Here is a 19,623-nt window from a genome sequence, read left to right on the forward strand (position 1 = left end):
TAAGCTACCTTTATGATAGTAAGCAAGCGATGGTCAGGTCAGGCCTCGTCGGCGGCCTCACCGGTGACGTCGTGCGCGCTCGCATCCGTCAGCGCTTCCCCGCCGAGGGGCTCCGGGCTCCACGTGGTCAGTTCCCAGCCGGCATCCGGATCGCCCTCGAGGACGCCCATCCCGGTGTTCATCATCCACAGCTTCGTCGACTCGTTCGGGTCGAGGCGGGCGGCGAGTGAGGTGTAGACGCGGATCGCGGCACCGTGGCTGAAGACGGCTACCGTGTCGTCGTCGGCATGCCCTTCGGCAATGGTGCGCAACGCCGCGTCGTACCCGTCGTAGAACTCGTGTCCGGAGGGGCCGCCGGGCATCCTGCGTGCCAGGTCGCCGTGCATCCAGGTGACCAGGGTTTCGGCGTAGGAATGGACAGCGTCCTTGTCGGAGCGGAGTTCCAGTTCGCCTGCCGCGACCTCTTCGATTCCCGGCGTGATGCGTACGTCGAGGCCGCGGTGTTCGGCCAGTGGCCCGGCGGTCAACTGGGTGCGGACCAGGCGCGAGGCGTAGATGCCGGCCAGGTCCGCCTCTAGGGCGCGGGGGACCGCGGCGGCCTGGGTCTCGCCGAGCGGCGTCAGTCCGGCCCCGGGGAAGCCCGTGTCGAGGGCCCCGGTCACGTTGTGGGGGGTCTGGCCATGGCGGATCAGGATCAGGCGCACACCGAGAGCCTACGAGGTGGATCGTGGCCACGGGTGCACCGGGCTCCAACCTTCCCGCGGCCTACAGTCATGCGCCATGAGCACTGCATCGCCCACCGCGGTCCTCACCGGCCTGAGCCAGGTCCGGGCATGGCAAGAGGAGTTCTACCGCGATCTGCACGCTCACCCGGAGCTCTCACACGCCGAGCACAGGACGGCTGCCAATGTCGCCGTCAGACTGCGTGAGCTCGGAGCCGAGGTCCACGAGGGCGTCGGCGGCACCGGGGTCGTTGCCATCGTGCGCAACGGTGAAGGCGCCGGGGTCCTGCTCCGCGCCGACATGGACGCACTGCCGGTGCGTGAGGCGACGTCGTTGCCCTATGCGAGCACCGAGGTCGCCACCACGGACGACGGCGACGTGCCGGTGATGCACTCCTGCGGGCACGACGTACACGTGGCGTGCCTGCTCGGCGCCGTCGCCCTGCTGACGGCCGCGCCGCAGGAATGGAGCGGCACCCTGGTCGCCGTCTTCCAGCCCGCTGAGGAGACCGGTGATGGTGCCGCAGGCATGGTCGAGGATGGCCTCGTCGACCTGGTCACCACCGCGGCGGGTGAGCTTGACGTGGCCCTGTGCCAACACGTGCTCCCGCTGCCGGCCGGCACCGTCGGCACCCGCTCCGGGGCGGTCCTCTCCGCCGCCGACAGCATGCGAATCACCCTCCACGGCCGCGGCGCCCACGGGTCTATGCCGCAGGCGGCCGTCGACCCCGTCGTGCTGGCGGCCTCGATCGTGTTGCGCCTGCAGACCGTCGTCGCCCGTGAAGTCGCCCCTGGCGAGCCAGCGGTGCTCACCGTCGGCAGCCTCCAGGCCGGCACCAAGAGCAACGTCATCCCCGACCATGCGACGTTGGCACTCAACGTGCGCAGCTATTCCGAGCAGACCCGGACCACTGTCCTGGAGGCGATCAAGCGCATCGTCACCGCCGAGTGCGCCGCCTCGGGTACGCCGGCGCCGCCAGAGTTCGAACTCTTCGACCGCTTCCCCAGCACCGAGAACGACCCGATCGTCACCGAGCGCGTCTCGACAGCCTTCGCAGAACACTTCGGCGAGCGTGCCGGCGAGCTTGCGCTGCAGAGCGCGAGCGAGGACTTCAGCGACCTGCCGCGTGCCTTCGGCCTGCCCTACACCTATTGGGGGATCGGCGGTGTCGACCCTGATGCCTGGCGCACGGCCGAGGCGGCCGGGCGCATCGACTCTGATATCCCGGTCAACCGCTCCGCCCACTTCACGCCCGTGATCCAGCCGGCCCTCGACATCGAGGCGCTCGTCGTCGCGGCCCTGGCGTGGCTGGGCACGCCGACCTCGACCCCGTAGGCGATCCCCGGCTACTCCTCGAACTCGCGGTGTGGCGTAGTGCCTCAAGTCAAGATGCCCGCGAAACTGGGTGGTTCAGCTGGCGGTTTTCCTGGCGGCGAGGCGGCACCTGCTGGAGATTGGCGAGCTCGTGGCCGATGGCTGTCGGCAACGGGACCAGCAGCGGTTTCCCGTCCGTTCGAACACGACCTCACGCGAGTCCTCACGTTTCTGGAAGCCACGCGCGTTGATCTGGTCGACCTCATCGAAGATGGCCTCGTTCCACTCCACCAGCCCGACGAACCTGCGGTTGCGCAACCTTGCGGCGATCTGGTTGGCCACGAACCGGAGGCGGCCTTTCACGACCGGTTTGTCCCGTGGCCGCGTGACTCTGGCGGGGATGACCGCGGTCCCGTAGTGCTCGGCTAGTTGAGCATAGGCCGGGTTGAGTGCCGGCTCGTAACGATCCGCACGGCTCACGCCGGTGCGCAGGTTGTCCGGCACCAGCAGCCGTCCGGCACCACCGAACGCTTCGAAGGCATGAACATCCGCGTCGATCTACGCCGGGAGTTTCATGTCGGCGAACGCCTTGACATAGGTGTAGGCGCTGAACGGCAACGCGGCCACGAACAGCCACCCCCGCTGTGGCTGCCCGGTCACAGGGGCCGCGAACGTCATCGGGTCACCGGTCCAGTCGACCTCGATCTGCTCGCCCGGCTCACGCGGGATCCGCATCGTGGCCCCGGTGGTCTTCACCCGCCGTCGGAACTGGTCGTTGAAGTACGAGTACTGATAGGGCACCTGACCGGACGCAGTAGAGCCCAGCAGAGTGGTGTACGACGGACCTGAGCGAGCGCGTGCGTCCAACGTAGGCGCGGTGGCCTGATCCCCGTCAGTGCCCAACCGGGGCCGTGACCCGACTCCCACGGACTGATCGACGTCCGCTTCTACGGTCAGCATGTGCACGCAAACGACGAGAGCTGGCGTCATATTGACCACTACATCACCGACGACCTCGTTGACGAAGACGAGGCACCGGCGCCAGGTCGGCTGAGCTCCGCAGACCCGTCATGCCGGAAGCCAGCGAAGCTCCGAACCCGGGTGCCTTCTTGTCGGTGGTCGCCAATGGGGATGCGTGACGTCCGCGATCCGAGAACACCGATCAAGCCGTCGCGATAGTGTGCACGAGCAGTTAGTGCCCGGCATCAGCCTGTTGGTACACGTCGGGGATGCCGTCGCCATCGGCGTCGATTGTGTCTTGTTCGCTGATCCTTCGGTAGCCGCGATTTCTCACGGTCAGGACGATGGCTGCCAGCCCGGCAGCGATGATGGAAGCGGCGAGCACCGCGACTTTGGCGTGGTCATACTCCGGGCTGCCGGGGGCGAAAGAAAGTTCGGCGACCAGAAGCGACACGGTGAACCCGATGCCGGCGAGCAGACCGACTCCGGTGAGGTCAACCCAGCGCAGCGCCAAATCGAGGCGGATGCGGAGTGTCTTGCTCACCAGCCAGGTCGTGGTGAGGATACCGATGGGCTTTCCGAGCACGAGCGCAGCGACGATTCCGACCGTGAGCGGATCGGTGAGCGCGGAGGCGAACCCGTCGAGCCCGCCGACGGCGACGCCTGCGGAGAAGAACGCGAACAATGGCACCGCAAACCCCGCAGACAACGGCCGGAAGCGGTGCTCGAACTGTTCCGCAAGGCCGGGCCCCGCACTATCGGCGCGGTCGGACTTGTGGTGAAGGACGGGAATAGTGAATCCCAGGAGCACCCCCGCGATGGTGGCGTGAATGCCGGAGGCGTGCATGAACGCCCATGCCACGAGGCCGACGGGGAGCAGGATCAGCCAAGGAGCGGCCGGGTGCAGACCGAAGAACCGGCGGGAGAGTTGCGCGATCAGCCCATAGACGATGATCGTGACGAGCGCGAAAAGCAGCGGGAGCAGGTCGATGGTGTCGGTGTAGAACAGGGCGATGATTCCGATCGCGATCAGATCGTCAACCACAGCGAGGGTGAGCAGGAAGATCCGCAACGGGCTGGGCAGGTGCGAGCCGATCAGAGCCAGCACTGCGACCGCGAACGCGATATCGGTGGCGGTCGGGATCGCCCACCCGCCGCGGAGCCCCGGATCATTGCCAATGACGGCGAGGTAGATAAGCGCCGGGACAGCCACTCCGCCGACCGCTGCGGCGATCGGCACCACTGCGGTGCGGATCTGGCGGAGGTCGCCGGCAACGAACTCGCGTTTGAGTTCGAGCCCGACGAGGAAGAAGAAGATCGCCAGCAGTCCGTCCGCTGCCCACCCGCCCAGGCTCAGTTCCAGATGCCAGGGCGCGTATCCGATGCGGAAGTCCCGCACCGCGAAGTAGCTTGCCGCCCAGGGCGAGTTCGCCCATACGATGGCGATCGCAGCGAGTGCGACCAGCAGCATCCCGCCGACGGTCTCCTTGCGGAGCACCTCGCCGATGCGCGCAGCTTCCCGATAGCTCCCGCGGCCGGGGAACACCGACTGGCGAGGTGAATGAGCAGGATGAGGAGTGGGCTTGGGCATGAAACCTCCGGGAACGGTCGACAGCAGAACCGTCGACCAGACTTCCCGACACGCCATTCACAGTCTACCCTCGACCACCATCACGACGAGAGCCGCCGCCAGGAGCGGCAACCCGAGAACCAGTGGTTCTGCGACTGCGCTTTCTGGTCTGGTTGTGATGCCCAGCCAGGTCGTCCAACCTGCTGATGGGTGAGCGCTTCCCGATTGCTGAGTGGGGCCGGGGAACGCCATCATGCAGACCCTGCGGGTGCTGCAGGCCGCCCTGGCAGCCGAACCCGACTCCCCAAGACGACTTCTTGACAGGTACTGAGACTGATCAGGCCACCTCGAGTCTGCCGGGTTGCTCTGTTGACCGAAAGAGATGCCTATCGGCAGGCGACCGTTTCGGTGGGAACTTGCAGATCGAAGCTGATCATGAGTCTCTCCGTCTGCGTCATGCTGTCAACCAACTCTGATGATCCGAGCACGCTGGCACCGTCTGGCCCCCAGGTGATTGCGGCGATGGTCGAACTTCCGAAGACGCCCTCAGGGCCGGACCAGGAGACTTCGTTGCCTGCGTTGCCGGCCACCATTTGCTTGTAGACGTCGATCTGGATTCGCTCGCCTTCGTACTGTCCGAAGCCTTGAAGTTCCAGTTCGCGCTCGATGGTGCCATCGTTCAATGGCTCGCAGTTTCGGAGTTCAGTGATTGAGTAAGTGACGGCCTGGTTGACCCGGACGGTGCCAAGCGATTGAGCCGGTTCGTTACTCTCTGGCGTGTTTCCCTGGGTACTGGTAGGCGACTCCTGGTTGACTTCGGATTGGCTGGAATCATCTGGAGCCGACGAGCAGCCTGTGAGTATCAGTGCAGTTGCGGCGAGGCTCGACAGTCCGATATGGAACTTCTTCATGCTTTCTCCTAAGTTCGCGGGGGAGATAGTTCTGCGTGGTCAGGGACAAGTCGCGGCAGCAACGAAGTCGCCCTCTAGCGGATCAGGTGCGAGCAGAATGCCCTCCAACGTACCCATCGCAGTTGCCTCGTCGCCGACGACACGTACCAGCGGAGACGTGCCGTTACCCCAGTCCCATGCGGGTGGGTCACCTTCGTCTCGTCCATGCTGTGCCATCGAGTTGCTGAACCGCTCGGGGGTGTCACCGCGGGCAGGCGTGGTTAGGAGCGCAAGCTGGATGTATTCGTTTTCCCAGTTGAAGCCGATGTCAGGTCCGATTTCACGGCTGAGATAGAACTGGTGCCCGGTGCCGCTGGCATCATCGCTGGCGCTGAGTGAGAAAATTCCTCGGCTGGTTTGATCTGAAATGTCGCACTGGACGCTCCCGAACTCGAACCGCTCGCCTGCGACCTCGATGTATGCGGTTCCTGGGGCTGCCGGGGCCACACCGTCGTGCAAGCTCTCGGAGAAGAGTTCATCTAGGTAGTCAGTCGAGGCGCCGGGAGCACGGTCCTGAAAGGTCTCAGCAGATTGATCGGTATTTCCCGACTCGAGCAGCTCGCTCGTGCTTGGGCCGCTTGAGGCGCACCCGGAGAGTGGGAGAACAGCGGCAACCGCTCCTGTCATGATCGTTAGCTTCATCACGGCTTCAGCGCCTGTACTTGGCGTTTGCGCCGACTGGCGATGACGAGCAACGACCCGAGGACGAGTGCGAGCACTCCTACTGCTGCTGTCCAGGGGGCGATCTCCGTGCCCGTTGCGGGAAGCGTCTGGTGCTCAGCATCCTCGGTGGGAGTTGCCTCATTGTGGACATCAGTGGCCTGTTCGTTGTCGGGGACGGTGGCATCGTCGTCCTCGTCTTCGGGGAGATTCGTCGATGCCGGTCGCACCTCGATTTCCAATGACACCGGACGTTCGGTGACGGCATGGCGTCCGGTGATCGTGTAAGTTCCCGCTTCTGCGAAGGTCACTTGTGTCCCGTCAAGCACGATCGTGCTGTCGCCCGGAACATCAAAGGCGATCTCATCGGTGATGTCGCCCAGGGAGTCGCCGTTGCTGTTGAAACCCTCCGCAGAGAGTGTCACTGCTTCGTCCACCGTAACCTCCTCTGGCGTCGCAGTGAGGATGATGCTCTGCACCCAGGTCAGGTCGACCCAATTGCCGCTCAGGATGAGATCGCCGACTACGGGGTCACCGGGCGACCAGACGGAGCCGAGATCATGCCAGAACGTGAACTCGTGGCCATCGCGGATGGGATCTGCGGGCATGTTCCACGCGGGTACCGTGCCCCAGGGGGCGGCGGCTCCGGCCTGGTCGAGCGGCACGAATCGGGTGGCGTGGATGTGTGAATCCCACGTGAGAAAGGTGACCGTCGCCACGGGCAAACTGTCGAAGCCCCACCACTGGGGTGTGGTGAACCCGCCGGAGGTCGCCTGGTCTTCGCGGTGGCGCCAAGGGAACCGGATCGTCGGGTTGGTCTCGGTGTCGATCGCGATAGGGTTGCCGTCGCCGGGAGTCGTGGTGCCCTGGTTGACGAGAGCAGGCTCCGGGCCGAAGAAGACAACCGTTCCCAGAACGGGGTTGCCCGTAAAGACTCCCTCACCCATCTCGGCGAGCGTCTCGGGAAGGGAGACAAGCGTGAGGTCGTTCTCCGCGAAAGCTCTCTCTCGGATCTTTGTGACGTGCGCCGGCACATCGAGGTGTGTCAGCGCATTGCGCCCGAAGACACCGATGGTCAAGGTGTCCACCAGCGAAGGAATGACGATATCGGTCAGGGCGTTGTCGAAGAACGCCTGGGGGTTGATCCGGGAGAGCGAGGAGGGAAGGTCGACCTCCACCAGTGCCCCACCTCTGAAGGCGCCGGTGCCGATGAGTTCGAGTCCCTCGGAGAGGTCGACGGATGCCAGATCCGCGTTGTACGCGAAGGCGTACGGTCCCACCGAGACGACTGAACCCGGCACGGTGACCGACGTGATGTCTGAGTCTCGGAATGCGTTCTGTCCCACCTCGACTACCGTCACCGTCTGGCCGTCGATCTCCACCTCCGAGGCAAGCGCGAGGTGGGGGTGCTCGGGGTTCGCATCCTGGTCGTAGTCCGTGGCAGAAGCCCCCTGCGAAGGATTTGCGGCGTCTATGAGCTCATAGGTCACACCGTCGACGGTCGCCTCATCGGCCGCATACGCGGGCGTGGCCGTTCCGAGAGCAGACAGAATCAGTAGGGAGACGCCCGCGGCGAGAGCGGGCAGTGGCGATCTTCTAGCAGAATGGTGTATTGGCATGTGTTCTCTCGTGGACGGCATGGGCATAGCAAGTGTGGTCAACGCTAGGCTTGGCGTCAGACCGGAGCCATAGTGAGAAATTGGCTATGCACACGAGGGTCACGGTGCGGGGCGTGTCCTCCTGGAATACGGAGAGGACATGTCGCCCGTGAATGGAGGAGTGCTACGCCAAGGCACGGTGAACCACCTCGTGGAGGAGACCCTGACACACGGTCGGGCCACGGTACTGACCGGCGTCGACGGCAGCGGCAAGTCTCACACGCTACGGCAGACGCAGGCGGCGCTGTCGGCGGCGGGCGCGAACGCGCCTCTCGTCGTTGGAACCGTTTCTGGCTCGTCGGTGCCATTGGGTGCTTTCGCGGGCATCAATGAGATCCCGGCTGCGGCGCTGGAGTCTCCGGCGGTCGTCGTGGATGCCTTTGCGCGCCGCCGTTCGCGGACCGTCCTCCTGGTTGACAACGTGGATCTGCTCGACGACGCCTCGCTGTACGTTGTCTCTCAACTGGTCTCCACGACGCAGATGCCGGCGATTCTCACTGTCCGCGACCTCGGTGTGGCACCGCAGAGTATCGGTGATCTCTACGACGCCGGCTATCTCACAGAGGCGGCGCTGCCGGCGTTGTCCGATTTCGAGGCTGAAGTGCTGCTCGCTGACCTCGTTGGCGGGGAACCCACCCCCAGAGCCCGGGCAGAGCTTCTTTCGGCAGCCGGTGGGAGCCCTCTGCATCTGCGTGAGATCGTCCGAGGTTCGGCCGACAGTGGTCGCCTCACTCAAACCCCGCATGGTTGGGAACTCCACGGGTCGCCCGCACTGACGCAACGGCTGGACAGCCTTCTTGCGGAGCGCTTCAGTCGACTGTCCAAGACCGCGGTGAAAGCCGCCACTCTCATTGCCTTGGCCGGAGAGTGTCCTTTCGATGAGGTCACGACTGAAGACCGGCATGCTCTAGCTCACGCGAACCTCATTGAGGTCAGTGACTGCGGTTGGCTGCGACTGTCGCACCCGCTTGATGCGCCGCATCTCGTTTCCCGCTGTTCCTCGACGTTGCTGCACGAGATCGCACACCATGCGATAGACGTGCTGAGGAGTCCGTCCGCAGCATCTCGCCCCCATGCACAGCGTCAGGCGGATCTCTTGGCGTTGGAGCACTGCTGTGACTTCGAGACTGCCTCCATGATCTCCTTGGCAGAGTACGCACTCGGGTCCTTTGATGCACGGCTCGCGCTCCGCGCAGCTACCGCCGTCTTGAACATCAAGCCAGATGCTTTGGCCGCGCGTCGGGTCGCTGGCCTTGCGGCATCATTGCTCGGCCATACTGAGACTGCCGATGTGCATTTCAACGAGGCACAGCGACTTGCCCGAACCGATGAAGAACGGACGTCAGTCACCCTCGCTCATGCACAGCATCTCGGCATCCGGCACAGCGATGCAACCGCAGCACTCCAGATTGTTCAGAGCACGCTCAACATAGTGCGCGACGAGATGAGCCTCACCCACCTGCAAGGTGCGAGTCTGCGCTGGGCCGCTGTCGCTGGGCAAGCACACGATGCGATCACTGCGCCTCACGAAATCCGCAGCCAGGAGGGTGCGATGAGCTTGATCACTGCCGGGGTCTCCGGCGTGATCACTGGCCCCTTGCGAGAAACCACGCTGCTACTGCCACGAATGCGGGAGGTTCCCACCGAACTCCTGGCGTTGGTTCCAGGCGGCGATTCATTGATCGAACTCACCGAGATCATGGCGTTGTCCTATAGCGGGGATGTGCTCGCCACCCGGCGGCGGCTGACGCAAGCAATCGCTTCCTCACGAGAGTACAACCCGGAATCCGTGGGCATCTGGGAGTACGCCCTCGGGTTCTTGGAGTTCCTCTCGGCGGATGCCGAGCGGGCGTACTCGTTAGGCCAAGCCGCAGTCTCCCATCTTGCGTGGCGCGACAGCACGGGTCTCCTGCCAGCCGCCCACGCCCTCACTGCCGCGGCTGCCATTGCAACGGGGCGGAGCGTCGAGGCGTATAAAGAACTTGACAGCATCCCTGAAACGGCGGCAAGCGACCCCAAGGTAGTCATGCTGCGAACATGGGTCGAGGCGTGGCAGGCTAACGCAGAACGCCGTGCTGACCAGAGCGCAGATCTATTACTCAACACGGCGGGGTGGCTTATGACAGCTCAGCACACCTACTTCGCCGGGATGATCGCGCACTGCGTTGCGCGGATGGGCCGACGACCCGCCGAGACCGCCGCGCTGCTACGCGCCGCTTCCGACCTGGCAGGAGGCAGCCTCTTACGACTCTTCGCAAGCCACGCCGAGGCCATCGCCGAGAGCGATGTCAACATGCTTGCGCAGATCGCCTCGGACGCATCCGAACTGGGTCTTGCCACCACTGCTGCTGACACCAGGCTGTGGCTATCTGACATCGATGATCGCCGGAAGCTCTCGGAGATGGCCACGCGGCGACATCTCCTCGCCGCAGACGCAGTGCGTGTTCGTATGCCGATGATGGCACTGTGGAACACTGCGCCGGATCGCTCGACTTTGCTGACGGAACGAGAGCATCTTGTCGTCCGACTCGCTGCGGATAGATACACCGCGAAGGAGATCGCCGAGATGAACGAGGTCTCGGTCAACACAGTCACGAACCAGCTCGCATCCGCTTTCCGAAAGTTAGGTGTCGGCAGCCGAGCCGAACTCCGTGACCTCCTTCGCGCGTAGAACAGAATGCATCACCGGGCGCGTATCGCACACGTGAGTCACGCGAGCCAAACGAGAGGTCGAACGGGACTGCTGCACGATTAGGTGCCGATGGTGTCGAGTCGCTTGGCGAACTCGCGGCTCACCACGTCGGCCCGCTGCCGGTCGGGAGTGAAAAAGACGATGCCAACGGCAGCGCCTGGCCGGGCGTGGCGAGACATGCCCTCGCGGATGGCTCGCCACGCCAACTCCTAGGCTCGTGGGGTGGTCGGGAGATCGATGCGGGCTGTGGGGAGGTCGGAGCGGATCGGTACGAATACGATCGGCTCTTGTGACTTGAATCCGAGCATGTGCGGTATGGCCGCGATCAGCTCGTCGGGGGAGTGGGCGGAGAGGCTCATGCCCCTGAGGTGCGCAGCGTTGGCCGGGCAAGGGCCGCTGACGCTGGGGCCGCCGTGCGGCCGCAGAACAACGAAGAACGGCCCCTGACGCTGCCAGACGCCGAAAGACGTTTGTTCAGGTCAGGAGCCGTTTTCGCGGACTACTGGCAGAGGGTGAGAACCCTCAAATCAGATGTCGTAATAGTGACCGACTAACCCGCCCTGACCTGCGCAAACGCTGTCGGCCAGTCCGCTGGGTACGCTTTGGGTACGCTCGCCGTCGCGCTCCAAGCGAGCTGCTCGGGGTCCCAGATCGCGGAATCGCCCGCGGTGGTGAGGGCGGGATCAACGAACCGGGCGACCAGGTTCGCGGCCTCCGCGGCCGTGTAGGTCTGGGCTGAGGGCACGCCCTTCGCGGTGTTCGGGTAGGTGCGGTGCCAGGTGTCGGGGATGGTGAATGTGGCGAACGGGTCCATGCCGCTGAGTGCCTGCTTGGTGGCGATCGCGACCCGTAGTTCGCTCAGGTCTACCGACTGGGTCTGGGCGAGCACGACGAGGTCGACCAGGTCCTTGACTCGGCTGCTGCGACGCCCGCCCGGATAGTCGGTGCTCATGGTCGCGCAGACCTTGTCGGCTATCTGATCAACGACCGGAAACAGCCGGTAGGGGTGAGTGACGAGCTGACGTTTCAGCTGCAGGCGGTTGGCCGGTTCGACGTACTCGGGTGTGCCGATGGGTGCAGGACCCACGACGACGTCGACGGTGACCGTGTCGATCTGCGCGCCGGTGTCGACGTCGAGGCAGGCATAGATGAAACGGCGGGTGGCCAGGCTGGGTTGGTTCTCGCCCGCGCCGGTCGGCAGCGACCGCGTCAGGCTGAACGTCAGGTGATCGCCCAGATCGACAGCGACCAGCGCGGACAGCTGCCGTTCGGCCTCGTCGAGGTCGGTGGCCCCGCGCGCTGCGAGGTCAACGTCCTTGGTGGTCCTCGAGCGCGGGACCCGGGCCAGCATGCTCAGGCCGCCTTTGAGCATCCACTCGGTGGCCTCGCCCGCGGCGAACACGCGGGACAGGAATCGGTCGTAGCGGGCTTGGCGGATCTGCGCGTCCACGGTCGCTGCGCTGACGCCGGCACCGGCTTCGCGGGCGGCTTTCTTGGCGGCGTCCTTGATCGCGAGTTCTACGGCGCGCCAGTCGCCATACCCCTGCGCGTCAACCATGGAGAGCCGCCTCTGCGTTGGGAGCCAGGATTGCGTCGAGCGATTCGATCAGGACGCCGGCATCGTCCCGGAGCCGGGTCGGGGCTGCTGTCAGGTCGGCCCGCAGTCGCTGCGGATCGGTGATCTTGCCGAACCGGGCGGCCTCGCGCAGGGCGTCGTCGATGAGTGAGGTGTCGGTGCCGAGATCGAGCAGGTCGGTGATGGTGCGTTCGACCGTGAGCGTGGGCAGCCCATTGACGGAGATGGTATCGGCGGGAGTGAGCCGACGGATGCGCAGGCGTACGTCGGGCAGACGCGTGGTCTTGCGGGAGCCGACGATGAAGTCGATGCCGTCGAGGAAGAAGTCGCCGATCTCATGCACCACGGCGGCCGTGACCCCAGCTGCCACCAGGGCGGGTGTGCCGGCCTTGGTCGGCTGGGAGGTTGCGCCGCCCAGGGCCAGCCAAGTTGCGTAGATGTTCTCGTGGTCCTGTGGGGGAGCGCCGGCCATCCGGTAGACGCCCTGGGCCAGGCGTTCGAGCACCCCGCTCGCTGTCATTCGCACCAGCTGCTTGCGCGACACCCCGACCGCCTCAGCCTGGGCGGTGGTGAACATGCCCCAGCGACGTTCGGCCAGGATGCCGATCCGGGACACCGTCGAGTCGCTCACGACATCGATTGTACCCACTTCGGGGAACAAATGCTGTAGTGAAAACCCGGAGCGGACCGAAGATCTAGTCATCGTTCGTTTCGCTCTCTGCCGCGGTGTCGTCGCTGTCGCGTCCAAAGACTGCATCGATCGTCTTGCGTGTCCGCTCGTTCGAGGTCGGTAGGAGGTGGGTGTAGGTGCGCAGGGTGAAGCCCGGGTCGCTGTGGCCCAGGTGTTCACTGAGCGCCTTGATCGATTCGCCGCCGTCGAGGAGCGTGCTCGCATAGAAGTGCCGCAGCGCATGGCACCCGTTCTCACGCTTTGACTCGATGCCTGCCTTCTCCAGCGCGGGTCGCCAAATCCGGGTGTTGAAGTAGTTGCGGTTCAGTGCGCCGCCTTCGCGGGTGGTGAGCAGGAGGGAGACGGTGCGCTCTGCGCCGTCGAGGCGGTCCCACGCCATGGTGACGTCCCGCGGAGGGAACTTGGTCATGTGCACGTTGATCGCTTCGAGAACAGAGTCGGGGAGCGGGACAGTGCGGGTCTTGCGTCCCTTGGGGAGGCCGAAGAGGAGCTTGTTGCCGGAGCGGATCTTGACCTGGCGGACCACACGCACCTCGGCGTTCTCGATGTCGATGTCGTCAGGGGAGAGGCCGAAGATCTCTCCTTGCCGCAGACCGAGTCCTGCCCCGAGGTGCGCCACCAGCCGGTACTTCTCGGTGAGCGCTTCGCCCACGTCGTCGACCTGCTCGACCGTCCAAGGCACCATCTTGCGCGGCTCGGTCTTGGGGCGTCGGACCGATGGTGCCTTGCAGGGGTTTTTCTGGATCAGATTGTCGTCGACGGCCGCGGTGAACACCGTGGACACATTGGCGTAGAGCACCTTGCGATACGTCGGCGCAAGCTCGGACAGTCCGCGAAGCCAGTTCTGGATCGTGGACGGCTTGACCTCGACCAGCAGCTTCGGGCCCAACGTCGGGTAAGCATGCAGGCGCAGCCGCAGCTCGACAGCCTCGTGGGTTCCTTCGTCGAACGTCTGCGCAGCGAGCCACCCGACGGCGTACTCCTTGAAACTGATCTTGCCCGCGTCGGGATCGTAGTAATGGCCACGGACGATGTCCGCCGAGATCTCGGCCGCGAACCGATCGGCATCGACCTTGCGGGGGAACGTCTTGGCGCGTGCTCGACCATCGGGATCACGCCAGCGCACCCGGTAGTTGACGACCCGCTTGCCCTTGGCTCCCGTTCGCGCACGTCGCTCAACCCACGCCATGGCTCACTCCCGCCTGGGCTTCAAGCCAGACCCGGACGTCGCCGGGGTCGTAACGCAGGAACCGGCCGACCCGGAACGCAACAGGACCGGTGCCCTTGTGCCGCCACTGATAGAGCGTGGCGATGGGGACGCCGAGGAAGTCTGCGACCTCCTCGACGGTCATCAGTCGGTCGCTGACGGGGAGGTGCATGCCTTCGTGGCTGTGGTCAGAGGCTTCGCTTATGGTGGATCGATCCTTCCTGCGTGGGTCCGTTGATCGAGCGCACGAACGCCGCCCGCTCTGTGGCTGAAGTGGCAGAGACAGGCCTTCGTGGCTCCGGGGTGCGAAGCCGCCGGTCGACGGTCACCAGGAGGCGCGCTTTGGTGGGGACGTCGAGAGGTACGTGTCGTGCTCGCGGTTCCTTGACCGCGCCCGGGGCGGACATGTCGATGCGCGGGATGGTGACGCGCACGAGGTAGCTGCGGTCGCTCGCGCCAGCACGGGTGATCGCGGCGAGGCGTCGGTCGATGTGCGTGAACAACGCATCAAGGTGGCGGAGTTGGTTGCCGCTGACCGCCTCGGCCGGGGAGAGGTTTTTCATGCGGGCAGCGGCGAGTGCGCCGTCGGCTGCGGCGAAGCCGTTACCGACCAAGCCGCGGAGGTTGCGGGACTGATCGATGAGTTGGCGGTAGGTCTCGTGTCGGTGGTCCCACTTTGCGGCGATCTGCTCACGGCTCGGGCTCTGGCCGCAGAACTCCGCAGCACCGCGGCTGACGATCCGTTGGGAGTCGAAGATGAGCCGCAGGCTGTAGGCGTCGGGTTGGTGGCGCAGGTGGACGAGCAGGTTGTTCTGCGCCTGATGCACACCGTCGAGTCCGGGGAGTGCTGGTCCGTCGACGAGTTGGACCGGGGGACGCCAGCCGCGCTGGTCGACGCTGTAGTCGGGCTTGTCGTAACCGGCGTGGGCGGCGCAGACGACCGCGGCTCGACTCAGCCCGTCCGCCTCGGTGATCGCCTCCCAGCCAGGAACAGCCGCGGCGTAGTGCCGGTCGAGCCCGGTGAGTGCCCGGGCGACTTCGGAGGCGTCCTTCAAGACCGTCATGGCCTGGTGCTCCGTGAGATTGCCGTAGTCCAGACCGGCGGGGAAGTCGTGCTCACCGAGTGCCGCTGCCTTCGCTGCACGCCGCCACAGGTCGACGACGTGGTTGGGGTGGGGCGTGGCGAGCTGGTCCAGGTCCGGCAGGGGAGCGGTGTATGCGGTGCGGGCCTGGTCGAGGCGGTGCCGCAGTTCCTCGGCTGGCCCGCGGCTGCGCGGTGTCGTTCCGCCGAAGTCGCCGTCGGGGTTCGACGCTCGGACGGCTTGCTGGCACCAGAGGGTCAGGCTGGTGCGAAAGGACGCGATCAGCACGGCATCGTCGGACGTGAGGGTGTCGAGGCCTTGCTGGTTGCGGGTGATCTGCAGGAGCGTGGCGAGTTCGCCGCGTAGCGCCGCCGTGTTGTCGCCGTACATCAGAACCCACTGGCCTCGGGGTTCGGGTTGTCGCGGTCGCGGGCGACGTCGAGCATGTCGAGGAGCAGTTCGACCTGGAGCTTGTCGACACCGTGGTCGGCGAGTTCTTTGACGGCGCGGACGGCGACGGCGTGCAGGATGGCGCGGTCGTCGGTGAGCCCGTGGGTGTCGAGGGCGGGGACGTCGTCGCCGTGGATCAGGTCGAGGTAGAGCAGGGCGTGTTCGTACTCGACCGAGCCGTCGAACGTGGCTGCCTCATCGGCGAGCGCTGCGATGTAGGAGCGGGCTTCGGCCAGGGCGACCGCGTGGGCGAGAAGCATGAGGGTGTCCCTTCGTTGAAGATCAGGTGCGCGCACCGCCACCGTTCGCCCGAGAGCCGGTTGCGGGACGGGGCGATTCGTCGGGCTGTGGACAACGGCTGGTTGTCCACAGTTCGCGCGACCAGGGTCAGGAGGCGTGGCGGTCGAGGTCGGCTTCGACCTGGCGGCGTGCGGTGACGTCTTCCATCACGAACTGCACGAAGTCGGCGTCCCGATCGGTGACCGAGGTTTCGGCCGCGGGGAGTGCGGCGGGTTCGCCGGGCCAGGTGGTGTGGCGGGTGGGTCGGTCGCGGTCCAGTCGAGTGCCGCAGGCGGCCACCCAGTCCCGCAGCCGGTGCCGGGTCTCGGCGAAGTCGCGATGCCACGCCAGCGGTGACGACGGCGAGGCGTCGGGGCTGTAGGAGTTCAGCCAGTGCAGGTGCAGTGCGGACAGTTCCCAGACGAGTTCGTCGTGGCGGTAGGCCGAGCGGACCGTGGTCATCGCCTCGTGCACGGTCAGACCCGCAGGCTGGGCAGCCTCGCCCAGGAGAGTGGCGGCGACGTCGAACCGTTCGCCCGACTCGGCCATGCGGCAGGACGCCCAGAAGAGCCCGCGGTTTCTCTCGCCCTCACCGCGCGAGGCAACCCAGGATGCGAGTCGGTCCGGCCGAGCGCCGAGGCTTGGAAGGTCAGCCGGCGGACGGGTCGGACGAGGCGGTTCCAAGAATCGACGGAGCGCGGTCGCGTCGACAGCATCGGGTTGGTGCGCGGCAACGTTGACGACCCGATAGGTGCGAGCTTCGCCATCGGGCTGGATGACGGTGGATGGCGGCAGTACGACGTACCCGCCGTCGCCGCGGAAGTCGACGTGTCGCCTGGGGACCTGCCATGACCGCTGCTCGTCCGGACCCGTGCGGAGGAAGCACGCGTGCATCCCGCCCGAGGGTGTCGACACCACCCATGCGGGTGTTCCGAGGAGGCCGGCGGACCGAGCTTGCTGCAGGGCGTCGAAGCCGCTTCCGGAGGAGTGCACGTCGATATCCACAACGTCCACGCCAGAGGCGAAGCCGGTCGGCATAGCCACGTTCGCGTCCGACCACCGACGCCACCACTCGGCTACGACGGACGTCTCGGTCGAGGCGTCGTGGAAGCCGTGCTCGGTGAGCGGCTTCTTCTGCTGCGGGACGCACGGGAACACCGGCACCCCAGCAGACGCGAGCACCGACGCAGCGCTCGCGGGTGTCGCAGACTGCTCCAGGTCAGCCACCAGCGCTGGTGACCAGCGAGGAGAGTTGGCGGCGTGGAGTGTCGAGTCGGTCATGGGCTCGACGATCCTCAGAACCCGTATCCGACTTCGTAGCCCTTACCCGCCGGTAGGCGTGGGGGTACGCCCGTACCTATACGCGTTTGCGCAGGTCAACGGGCGTACCCCAATCAGCTGCCGTGAGGGTGTCTGAAACCTGAAATGCCCGAACCAAGGTGAAGGTACCGCCCGCGAGAGAGACGCGTTCGGCGAGATCACGAAGTCCGGTTTGGTCCCTGGGATGGGGTGGTTCGTGTCCGGTGGGGGATCAAGAGACGACGTGCTCACGGTCACGATGATGTGGATGCCGACTTGGTGCCTCGTTCGCATCGTCTTCGGAGCTGAGGGTCGATCCCGGTCACGGGATCTTGGAGAGAACCTGACCCAGTGAATCCGGCCCCTCGGCGGGTCGTGAACGGCGCGGGAGGTGCGCTGCTGTGGAGTCACACCACGTTCGTGCTGGCGCCCTTCCTAGCTAGAGATCGATGCGGAGGGCCGGAGCCTGTCGAGCACCGAGGGCAGCGCGACGAAGCCGCGCCTTGCGTAGGTCGCAACGCCACCGGTATTCGATGACGGCGTGTATACCGACGCGCTGGATGCTCCCACCGTTCGAAGTACAGTTGCAGCAGCGAGGTTGATGGCCCTTCCGAGACCTCGGCCGCGGTGGTTCTCGTGCACTTCCATGGGTTCGATGAGCCCGGGTCTGACCGCTCCGGCGGACCACACGTCACGGCTGCGGCTGCGTCATCACGGTCGTGCCCCAGCAGGCACGCAGCGTCCTCGTACACAAACCCGAGGTCATCGCCTGCCAACGGCTCCTGGTCGGGGAGGGCGTACCGAACGCCGAGCGCAGGACGCCTGCCCACTCCTCGGACTCCGCCTCGGTGACGATCTCCACGCGAATGCCGGTGTCCTCCACCTTCTGTGCAAGGTCTCGGCGCAGAGGGGTGAACGGTTCATCGGTGCTCAGCCGCACTGGGCGAGAACGTGCTGAAGTGCCGCATCGGCCGGGACCTCCACGCTCGCTCTGTCTGGCGGGAGCACTCCCGTCTCGAGGTCCGAGATGTCTGCCGCGAGTCGACGTGCCAGGTGACGGTCGTGGTGTACCTCAGGAGCGGTGGTGAGTCGCAGGAGGTGGGCGCCGTCCAGCAGCCCGACCGCAACTACGGCGCCGTTCCTGGTCGGAGGCGGACCGCGTGGGCGGTCGTCTGGAGACCGTTTCGCCAGAACCAGCCGATGCCTCCGGGTGCAGCTGCCAGGCTGCACCATCAGCCTGCCATCGGCGCAGTTGGTGCACCGCGGTGCCGAGCTCGTCGACCGTCGGATTGGTTAGGTCCACCTGCGAGGTGTTGCGCGGGCCGGCGGTGTTCCTTCTCATCTGGTCCTCCCGGTGCTCTCCTTGCACCGCGTGGGCCCGAGAAGGCGCGAGCGATCGGTGTCGTCATGGGTCGAGGCAGTCCACCCGTTCCCACGGCGAGTGGTCGCGACCCCGTTCCGTGACGGCGTCTACCAGCGGCTGGTCCAGGTATGCGTGGTCGTTCGCGTCTCGTTCATCTTCCATCTTCTCCTGTCGTGTGGAAGGTCTGTCCGGTTCCCGGCAGGCCGTGGATGGTCGCCGTGGCCTTCTTGGCGGTGCTCCATCGGGGGTCCGGATCCGGCTCGATGGCGATGTCGCTCCACCGGAAGGGCAGGCCCGCAGCATGCGTGGGGCGTGCTCGGTCCATGAGCTGGAAGTGGAGGTGGGGCTCGCTGCTGTTGCCGGTGTTGCCGACCTCACCGATCTTCTGACCGGTGGTGATGCTCATCCCTGGGGCGACGCCTACGGAGCCGTGGCGCAGATGTGCGTACGCGGCATAGGAACCGTCACCGTGGTCGATCACCACGTGGTTGCCCATGACGAACCGGGACCCGCCGAGTTCACGGCAGACGCCTTCGATGGTGAGCATGAAGATGATGCCCGGCCAAGTGTTGCGCGCGCGGTGGTCCCGCCGGCCTTTGTGCGCATGGACGACGTGACCACCCCGCACCGCCAACACGTCGGAACCGAAACAGGAGTACTCCTCGGGACGACGCTGACGTATCCCCCAGCCGACCCGTAGCCCCGAAAAGCCGTCGAAGGGGTGGAGGACGTCGATCGCGAAAGCTTGGCCCAGTGTGCGCACTCCATGGCTTGGCACCTGGGTCGCCGGGCTATTGATGGCGGTCCACCGTCCGTGGACGGGCGGTGAGACGGTGCGGGGAGGGGCATCGTCCGCTTGGACAGGTCGCACGAGCAGCGCCATGCCCAGCGGAATTAAGACGAGCCAGATCGGCACACTCACGTTCCAACCACCCTCGGGCAGACGGAGTGCCTCCCGGAGGAGGATGAGCCCGATGAAGAGCCCCAACCACCAACCTGTGAGGCCTCCCAGATGTCGCCTCAGTTCGCGATCCCGCGCCGGGGCCTTTTTCGCCTCCGCTCGGGCGGAGTCCTGCTGTTCGGTCATGATGCGAGCCTCTCAACCGGCAGTGGACAGCGCATCGCCCAGTGGGTCAGTGCTGCATCGTC

At 65.7% G+C, this 19,623-nt stretch carries 19 protein-coding genes; 2 read left to right on the forward strand and 17 right to left on the reverse strand.

The features are described 5' to 3' along the window. Positions 1-38: 38 nt before the first annotated feature. The gene (locus Q9R27_RS07115) at positions 39-704 is read right to left on the reverse strand and encodes a histidine phosphatase family protein (protein ID WP_311251655.1); all 666 of its coding nucleotides are present in this window, start codon (positions 702-704) and stop codon (positions 39-41) included. A 76-nt stretch (positions 705-780) separates the two neighbouring features. Between Q9R27_RS07115 and Q9R27_RS07120 the strand changes: the two genes are divergently transcribed. Then, a complete protein-coding gene (locus tag Q9R27_RS07120; protein ID WP_311251656.1) occupies positions 781-2,058 on the forward strand; it encodes an amidohydrolase in 1,278 nt (425 codons plus the stop codon). A 75-nt stretch (positions 2,059-2,133) separates the two neighbouring features. On the opposite strand, the gene Q9R27_RS07125 is transcribed toward Q9R27_RS07120, so the two are convergent. The 6 genes from Q9R27_RS07125 to Q9R27_RS07150 all read right to left on the reverse strand — a co-directional run bounded on the left by Q9R27_RS07125 (position 2,134) and on the right by Q9R27_RS07150 (position 7,667). Further along, a complete protein-coding gene (locus Q9R27_RS07125) occupies positions 2,134-2,541 on the reverse strand; it encodes a hypothetical protein (protein WP_311251657.1) in 408 nt (135 codons plus the stop codon). A 54-nt stretch (positions 2,542-2,595) separates the two neighbouring features. Next, positions 2,596-2,838, reverse strand: a complete 243-nt coding sequence (locus tag Q9R27_RS07130; protein WP_311251658.1) for a hypothetical protein — start codon at positions 2,836-2,838, stop codon at positions 2,596-2,598. A 391-nt stretch (positions 2,839-3,229) separates the two neighbouring features. Further along, complete coding sequence (nhaA, locus tag Q9R27_RS07135; RefSeq protein ID WP_311251659.1) at positions 3,230-4,588, reverse strand: Na+/H+ antiporter NhaA; 1,359 nt, start codon at positions 4,586-4,588, stop codon at positions 3,230-3,232. A 365-nt stretch (positions 4,589-4,953) separates the two neighbouring features. Beyond that, on the reverse strand, positions 4,954-5,478 hold the full coding sequence (locus Q9R27_RS07140; RefSeq protein WP_311251660.1) for a hypothetical protein: 525 nt from the start codon (positions 5,476-5,478) through the stop codon (positions 4,954-4,956). Positions 5,479-5,517: 39 nt separating this feature from the next. Continuing rightward, complete coding sequence (locus tag Q9R27_RS07145; protein WP_311251661.1) at positions 5,518-6,159, reverse strand: hypothetical protein; 642 nt, start codon at positions 6,157-6,159, stop codon at positions 5,518-5,520. Continuing rightward, the gene (locus Q9R27_RS07150; RefSeq protein WP_311251662.1) at positions 6,159-7,667 is read right to left on the reverse strand and encodes a leucine-rich repeat protein; all 1,509 of its coding nucleotides are present in this window, start codon (positions 7,665-7,667) and stop codon (positions 6,159-6,161) included. Before Q9R27_RS07150 ends, Q9R27_RS07145 begins: the two co-directional genes overlap by 1 nt. Before the next feature lie 319 nt (positions 7,668-7,986). Between Q9R27_RS07150 and Q9R27_RS07155 the strand changes: the two genes are divergently transcribed. Further along, entirely contained in the window at positions 7,987-10,506 is a 2,520-nt protein-coding gene (locus tag Q9R27_RS07155; RefSeq protein ID WP_311251663.1) for a LuxR C-terminal-related transcriptional regulator, read from the forward strand. 571 nt (positions 10,507-11,077) lie between these two features. On the opposite strand, the gene Q9R27_RS07160 is transcribed toward Q9R27_RS07155, so the two are convergent. From Q9R27_RS07160 to Q9R27_RS07205, 10 genes are all read right to left on the reverse strand, one after another. Beyond that, a complete protein-coding gene (locus Q9R27_RS07160) occupies positions 11,078-12,085 on the reverse strand; it encodes a nucleotidyl transferase AbiEii/AbiGii toxin family protein (protein WP_311251664.1) in 1,008 nt (335 codons plus the stop codon). Beyond that, a complete protein-coding gene (locus tag Q9R27_RS07165; RefSeq protein WP_311251665.1) occupies positions 12,078-12,734 on the reverse strand; it encodes a type IV toxin-antitoxin system AbiEi family antitoxin domain-containing protein in 657 nt (218 codons plus the stop codon). The genes Q9R27_RS07160 and Q9R27_RS07165 overlap by 8 nt, the downstream gene beginning before the upstream one ends. Positions 12,735-12,798: 64 nt before the next feature. Then, on the reverse strand, positions 12,799-13,983 hold the full coding sequence (locus Q9R27_RS07170; RefSeq protein WP_311251666.1) for a tyrosine-type recombinase/integrase: 1,185 nt from the start codon (positions 13,981-13,983) through the stop codon (positions 12,799-12,801). Then, positions 13,970-14,173, reverse strand: a complete 204-nt coding sequence (locus Q9R27_RS07175; protein ID WP_311251667.1) for a helix-turn-helix domain-containing protein — start codon at positions 14,171-14,173, stop codon at positions 13,970-13,972. The genes Q9R27_RS07170 and Q9R27_RS07175 overlap by 14 nt, the downstream gene beginning before the upstream one ends. A 16-nt stretch (positions 14,174-14,189) precedes the next feature. Next, entirely contained in the window at positions 14,190-15,473 is a 1,284-nt protein-coding gene (locus Q9R27_RS07180; RefSeq protein WP_311251668.1) for a hypothetical protein, read from the reverse strand. After that, complete coding sequence (locus tag Q9R27_RS07185; protein ID WP_311251669.1) at positions 15,473-15,793, reverse strand: hypothetical protein; 321 nt, start codon at positions 15,791-15,793, stop codon at positions 15,473-15,475. Before Q9R27_RS07185 ends, Q9R27_RS07180 begins: the two co-directional genes overlap by 1 nt. Before the next feature lie 127 nt (positions 15,794-15,920). After that, on the reverse strand, positions 15,921-17,093 hold the full coding sequence (locus Q9R27_RS18740) for a bifunctional DNA primase/polymerase (RefSeq protein ID WP_397219654.1): 1,173 nt from the start codon (positions 17,091-17,093) through the stop codon (positions 15,921-15,923). Positions 17,094-17,546: 453 nt separating this feature from the next. After that, on the reverse strand, positions 17,547-17,801 hold the full coding sequence (locus Q9R27_RS18745; protein ID WP_397219655.1) for a GNAT family N-acetyltransferase: 255 nt from the start codon (positions 17,799-17,801) through the stop codon (positions 17,547-17,549). A 1-nt stretch (position 17,802) separates the two neighbouring features. Then, complete coding sequence (locus Q9R27_RS07200) at positions 17,803-17,973, reverse strand: hypothetical protein (protein ID WP_311251670.1); 171 nt, start codon at positions 17,971-17,973, stop codon at positions 17,803-17,805. A gap of 652 nt (positions 17,974-18,625) precedes the next feature. After that, positions 18,626-19,561 (reverse strand): M23 family metallopeptidase, encoded by a 936-nt coding sequence (locus tag Q9R27_RS07205; protein WP_311251671.1) that lies wholly within the window; start codon positions 19,559-19,561, stop codon positions 18,626-18,628. Between the last annotated feature and the right edge of the window lie 62 nt (positions 19,562-19,623).

Source organism: Nocardioides sp. AE5, assembly GCF_031844485.1.
GTDB lineage: Bacteria > Actinomycetota > Actinomycetes > Propionibacteriales > Nocardioidaceae > Nocardioides.

Bases quoted from the DNA above. Each gene is read 5' to 3' on its own strand.
- Q9R27_RS07185 (WP_311251669.1), bottom strand. From the start codon at position 15,793: ATGCTTCTCGCCCACGCGGTCGCCCTGGCCGAAGCCCGCTCCTACATC.
- Q9R27_RS07145 (WP_311251661.1), bottom strand. From the start codon at position 6,159: ATGAAGCTAACGATCATGACAGGAGCGGTTGCCGCTGTTCTCCCACTC.
- Q9R27_RS07205 (WP_311251671.1), bottom strand. From the start codon at position 19,561: ATGACCGAACAGCAGGACTCCGCCCGAGCGGAGGCGAAAAAGGCCCCG.
- Q9R27_RS07175 (WP_311251667.1), bottom strand. From the start codon at position 14,173: ATGCACCTCCCCGTCAGCGACCGACTGATGACCGTCGAGGAGGTCGCA.
- Q9R27_RS07120 (WP_311251656.1), top strand. From the start codon at position 781: ATGAGCACTGCATCGCCCACCGCGGTCCTCACCGGCCTGAGCCAGGTC.
- nhaA (WP_311251659.1), bottom strand. From the start codon at position 4,588: ATGCCCAAGCCCACTCCTCATCCTGCTCATTCACCTCGCCAGTCGGTG.
- Q9R27_RS07160 (WP_311251664.1), bottom strand. From the start codon at position 12,085: ATGGTTGACGCGCAGGGGTATGGCGACTGGCGCGCCGTAGAACTCGCG.
- Q9R27_RS18740 (WP_397219654.1), bottom strand. From the start codon at position 17,093: ATGACCGACTCGACACTCCACGCCGCCAACTCTCCTCGCTGGTCACCA.
- Q9R27_RS07180 (WP_311251668.1), bottom strand. From the start codon at position 15,473: ATGTACGGCGACAACACGGCGGCGCTACGCGGCGAACTCGCCACGCTC.
- Q9R27_RS07170 (WP_311251666.1), bottom strand. From the start codon at position 13,983: ATGGCGTGGGTTGAGCGACGTGCGCGAACGGGAGCCAAGGGCAAGCGG.
- Q9R27_RS07140 (WP_311251660.1), bottom strand. From the start codon at position 5,478: ATGAAGAAGTTCCATATCGGACTGTCGAGCCTCGCCGCAACTGCACTG.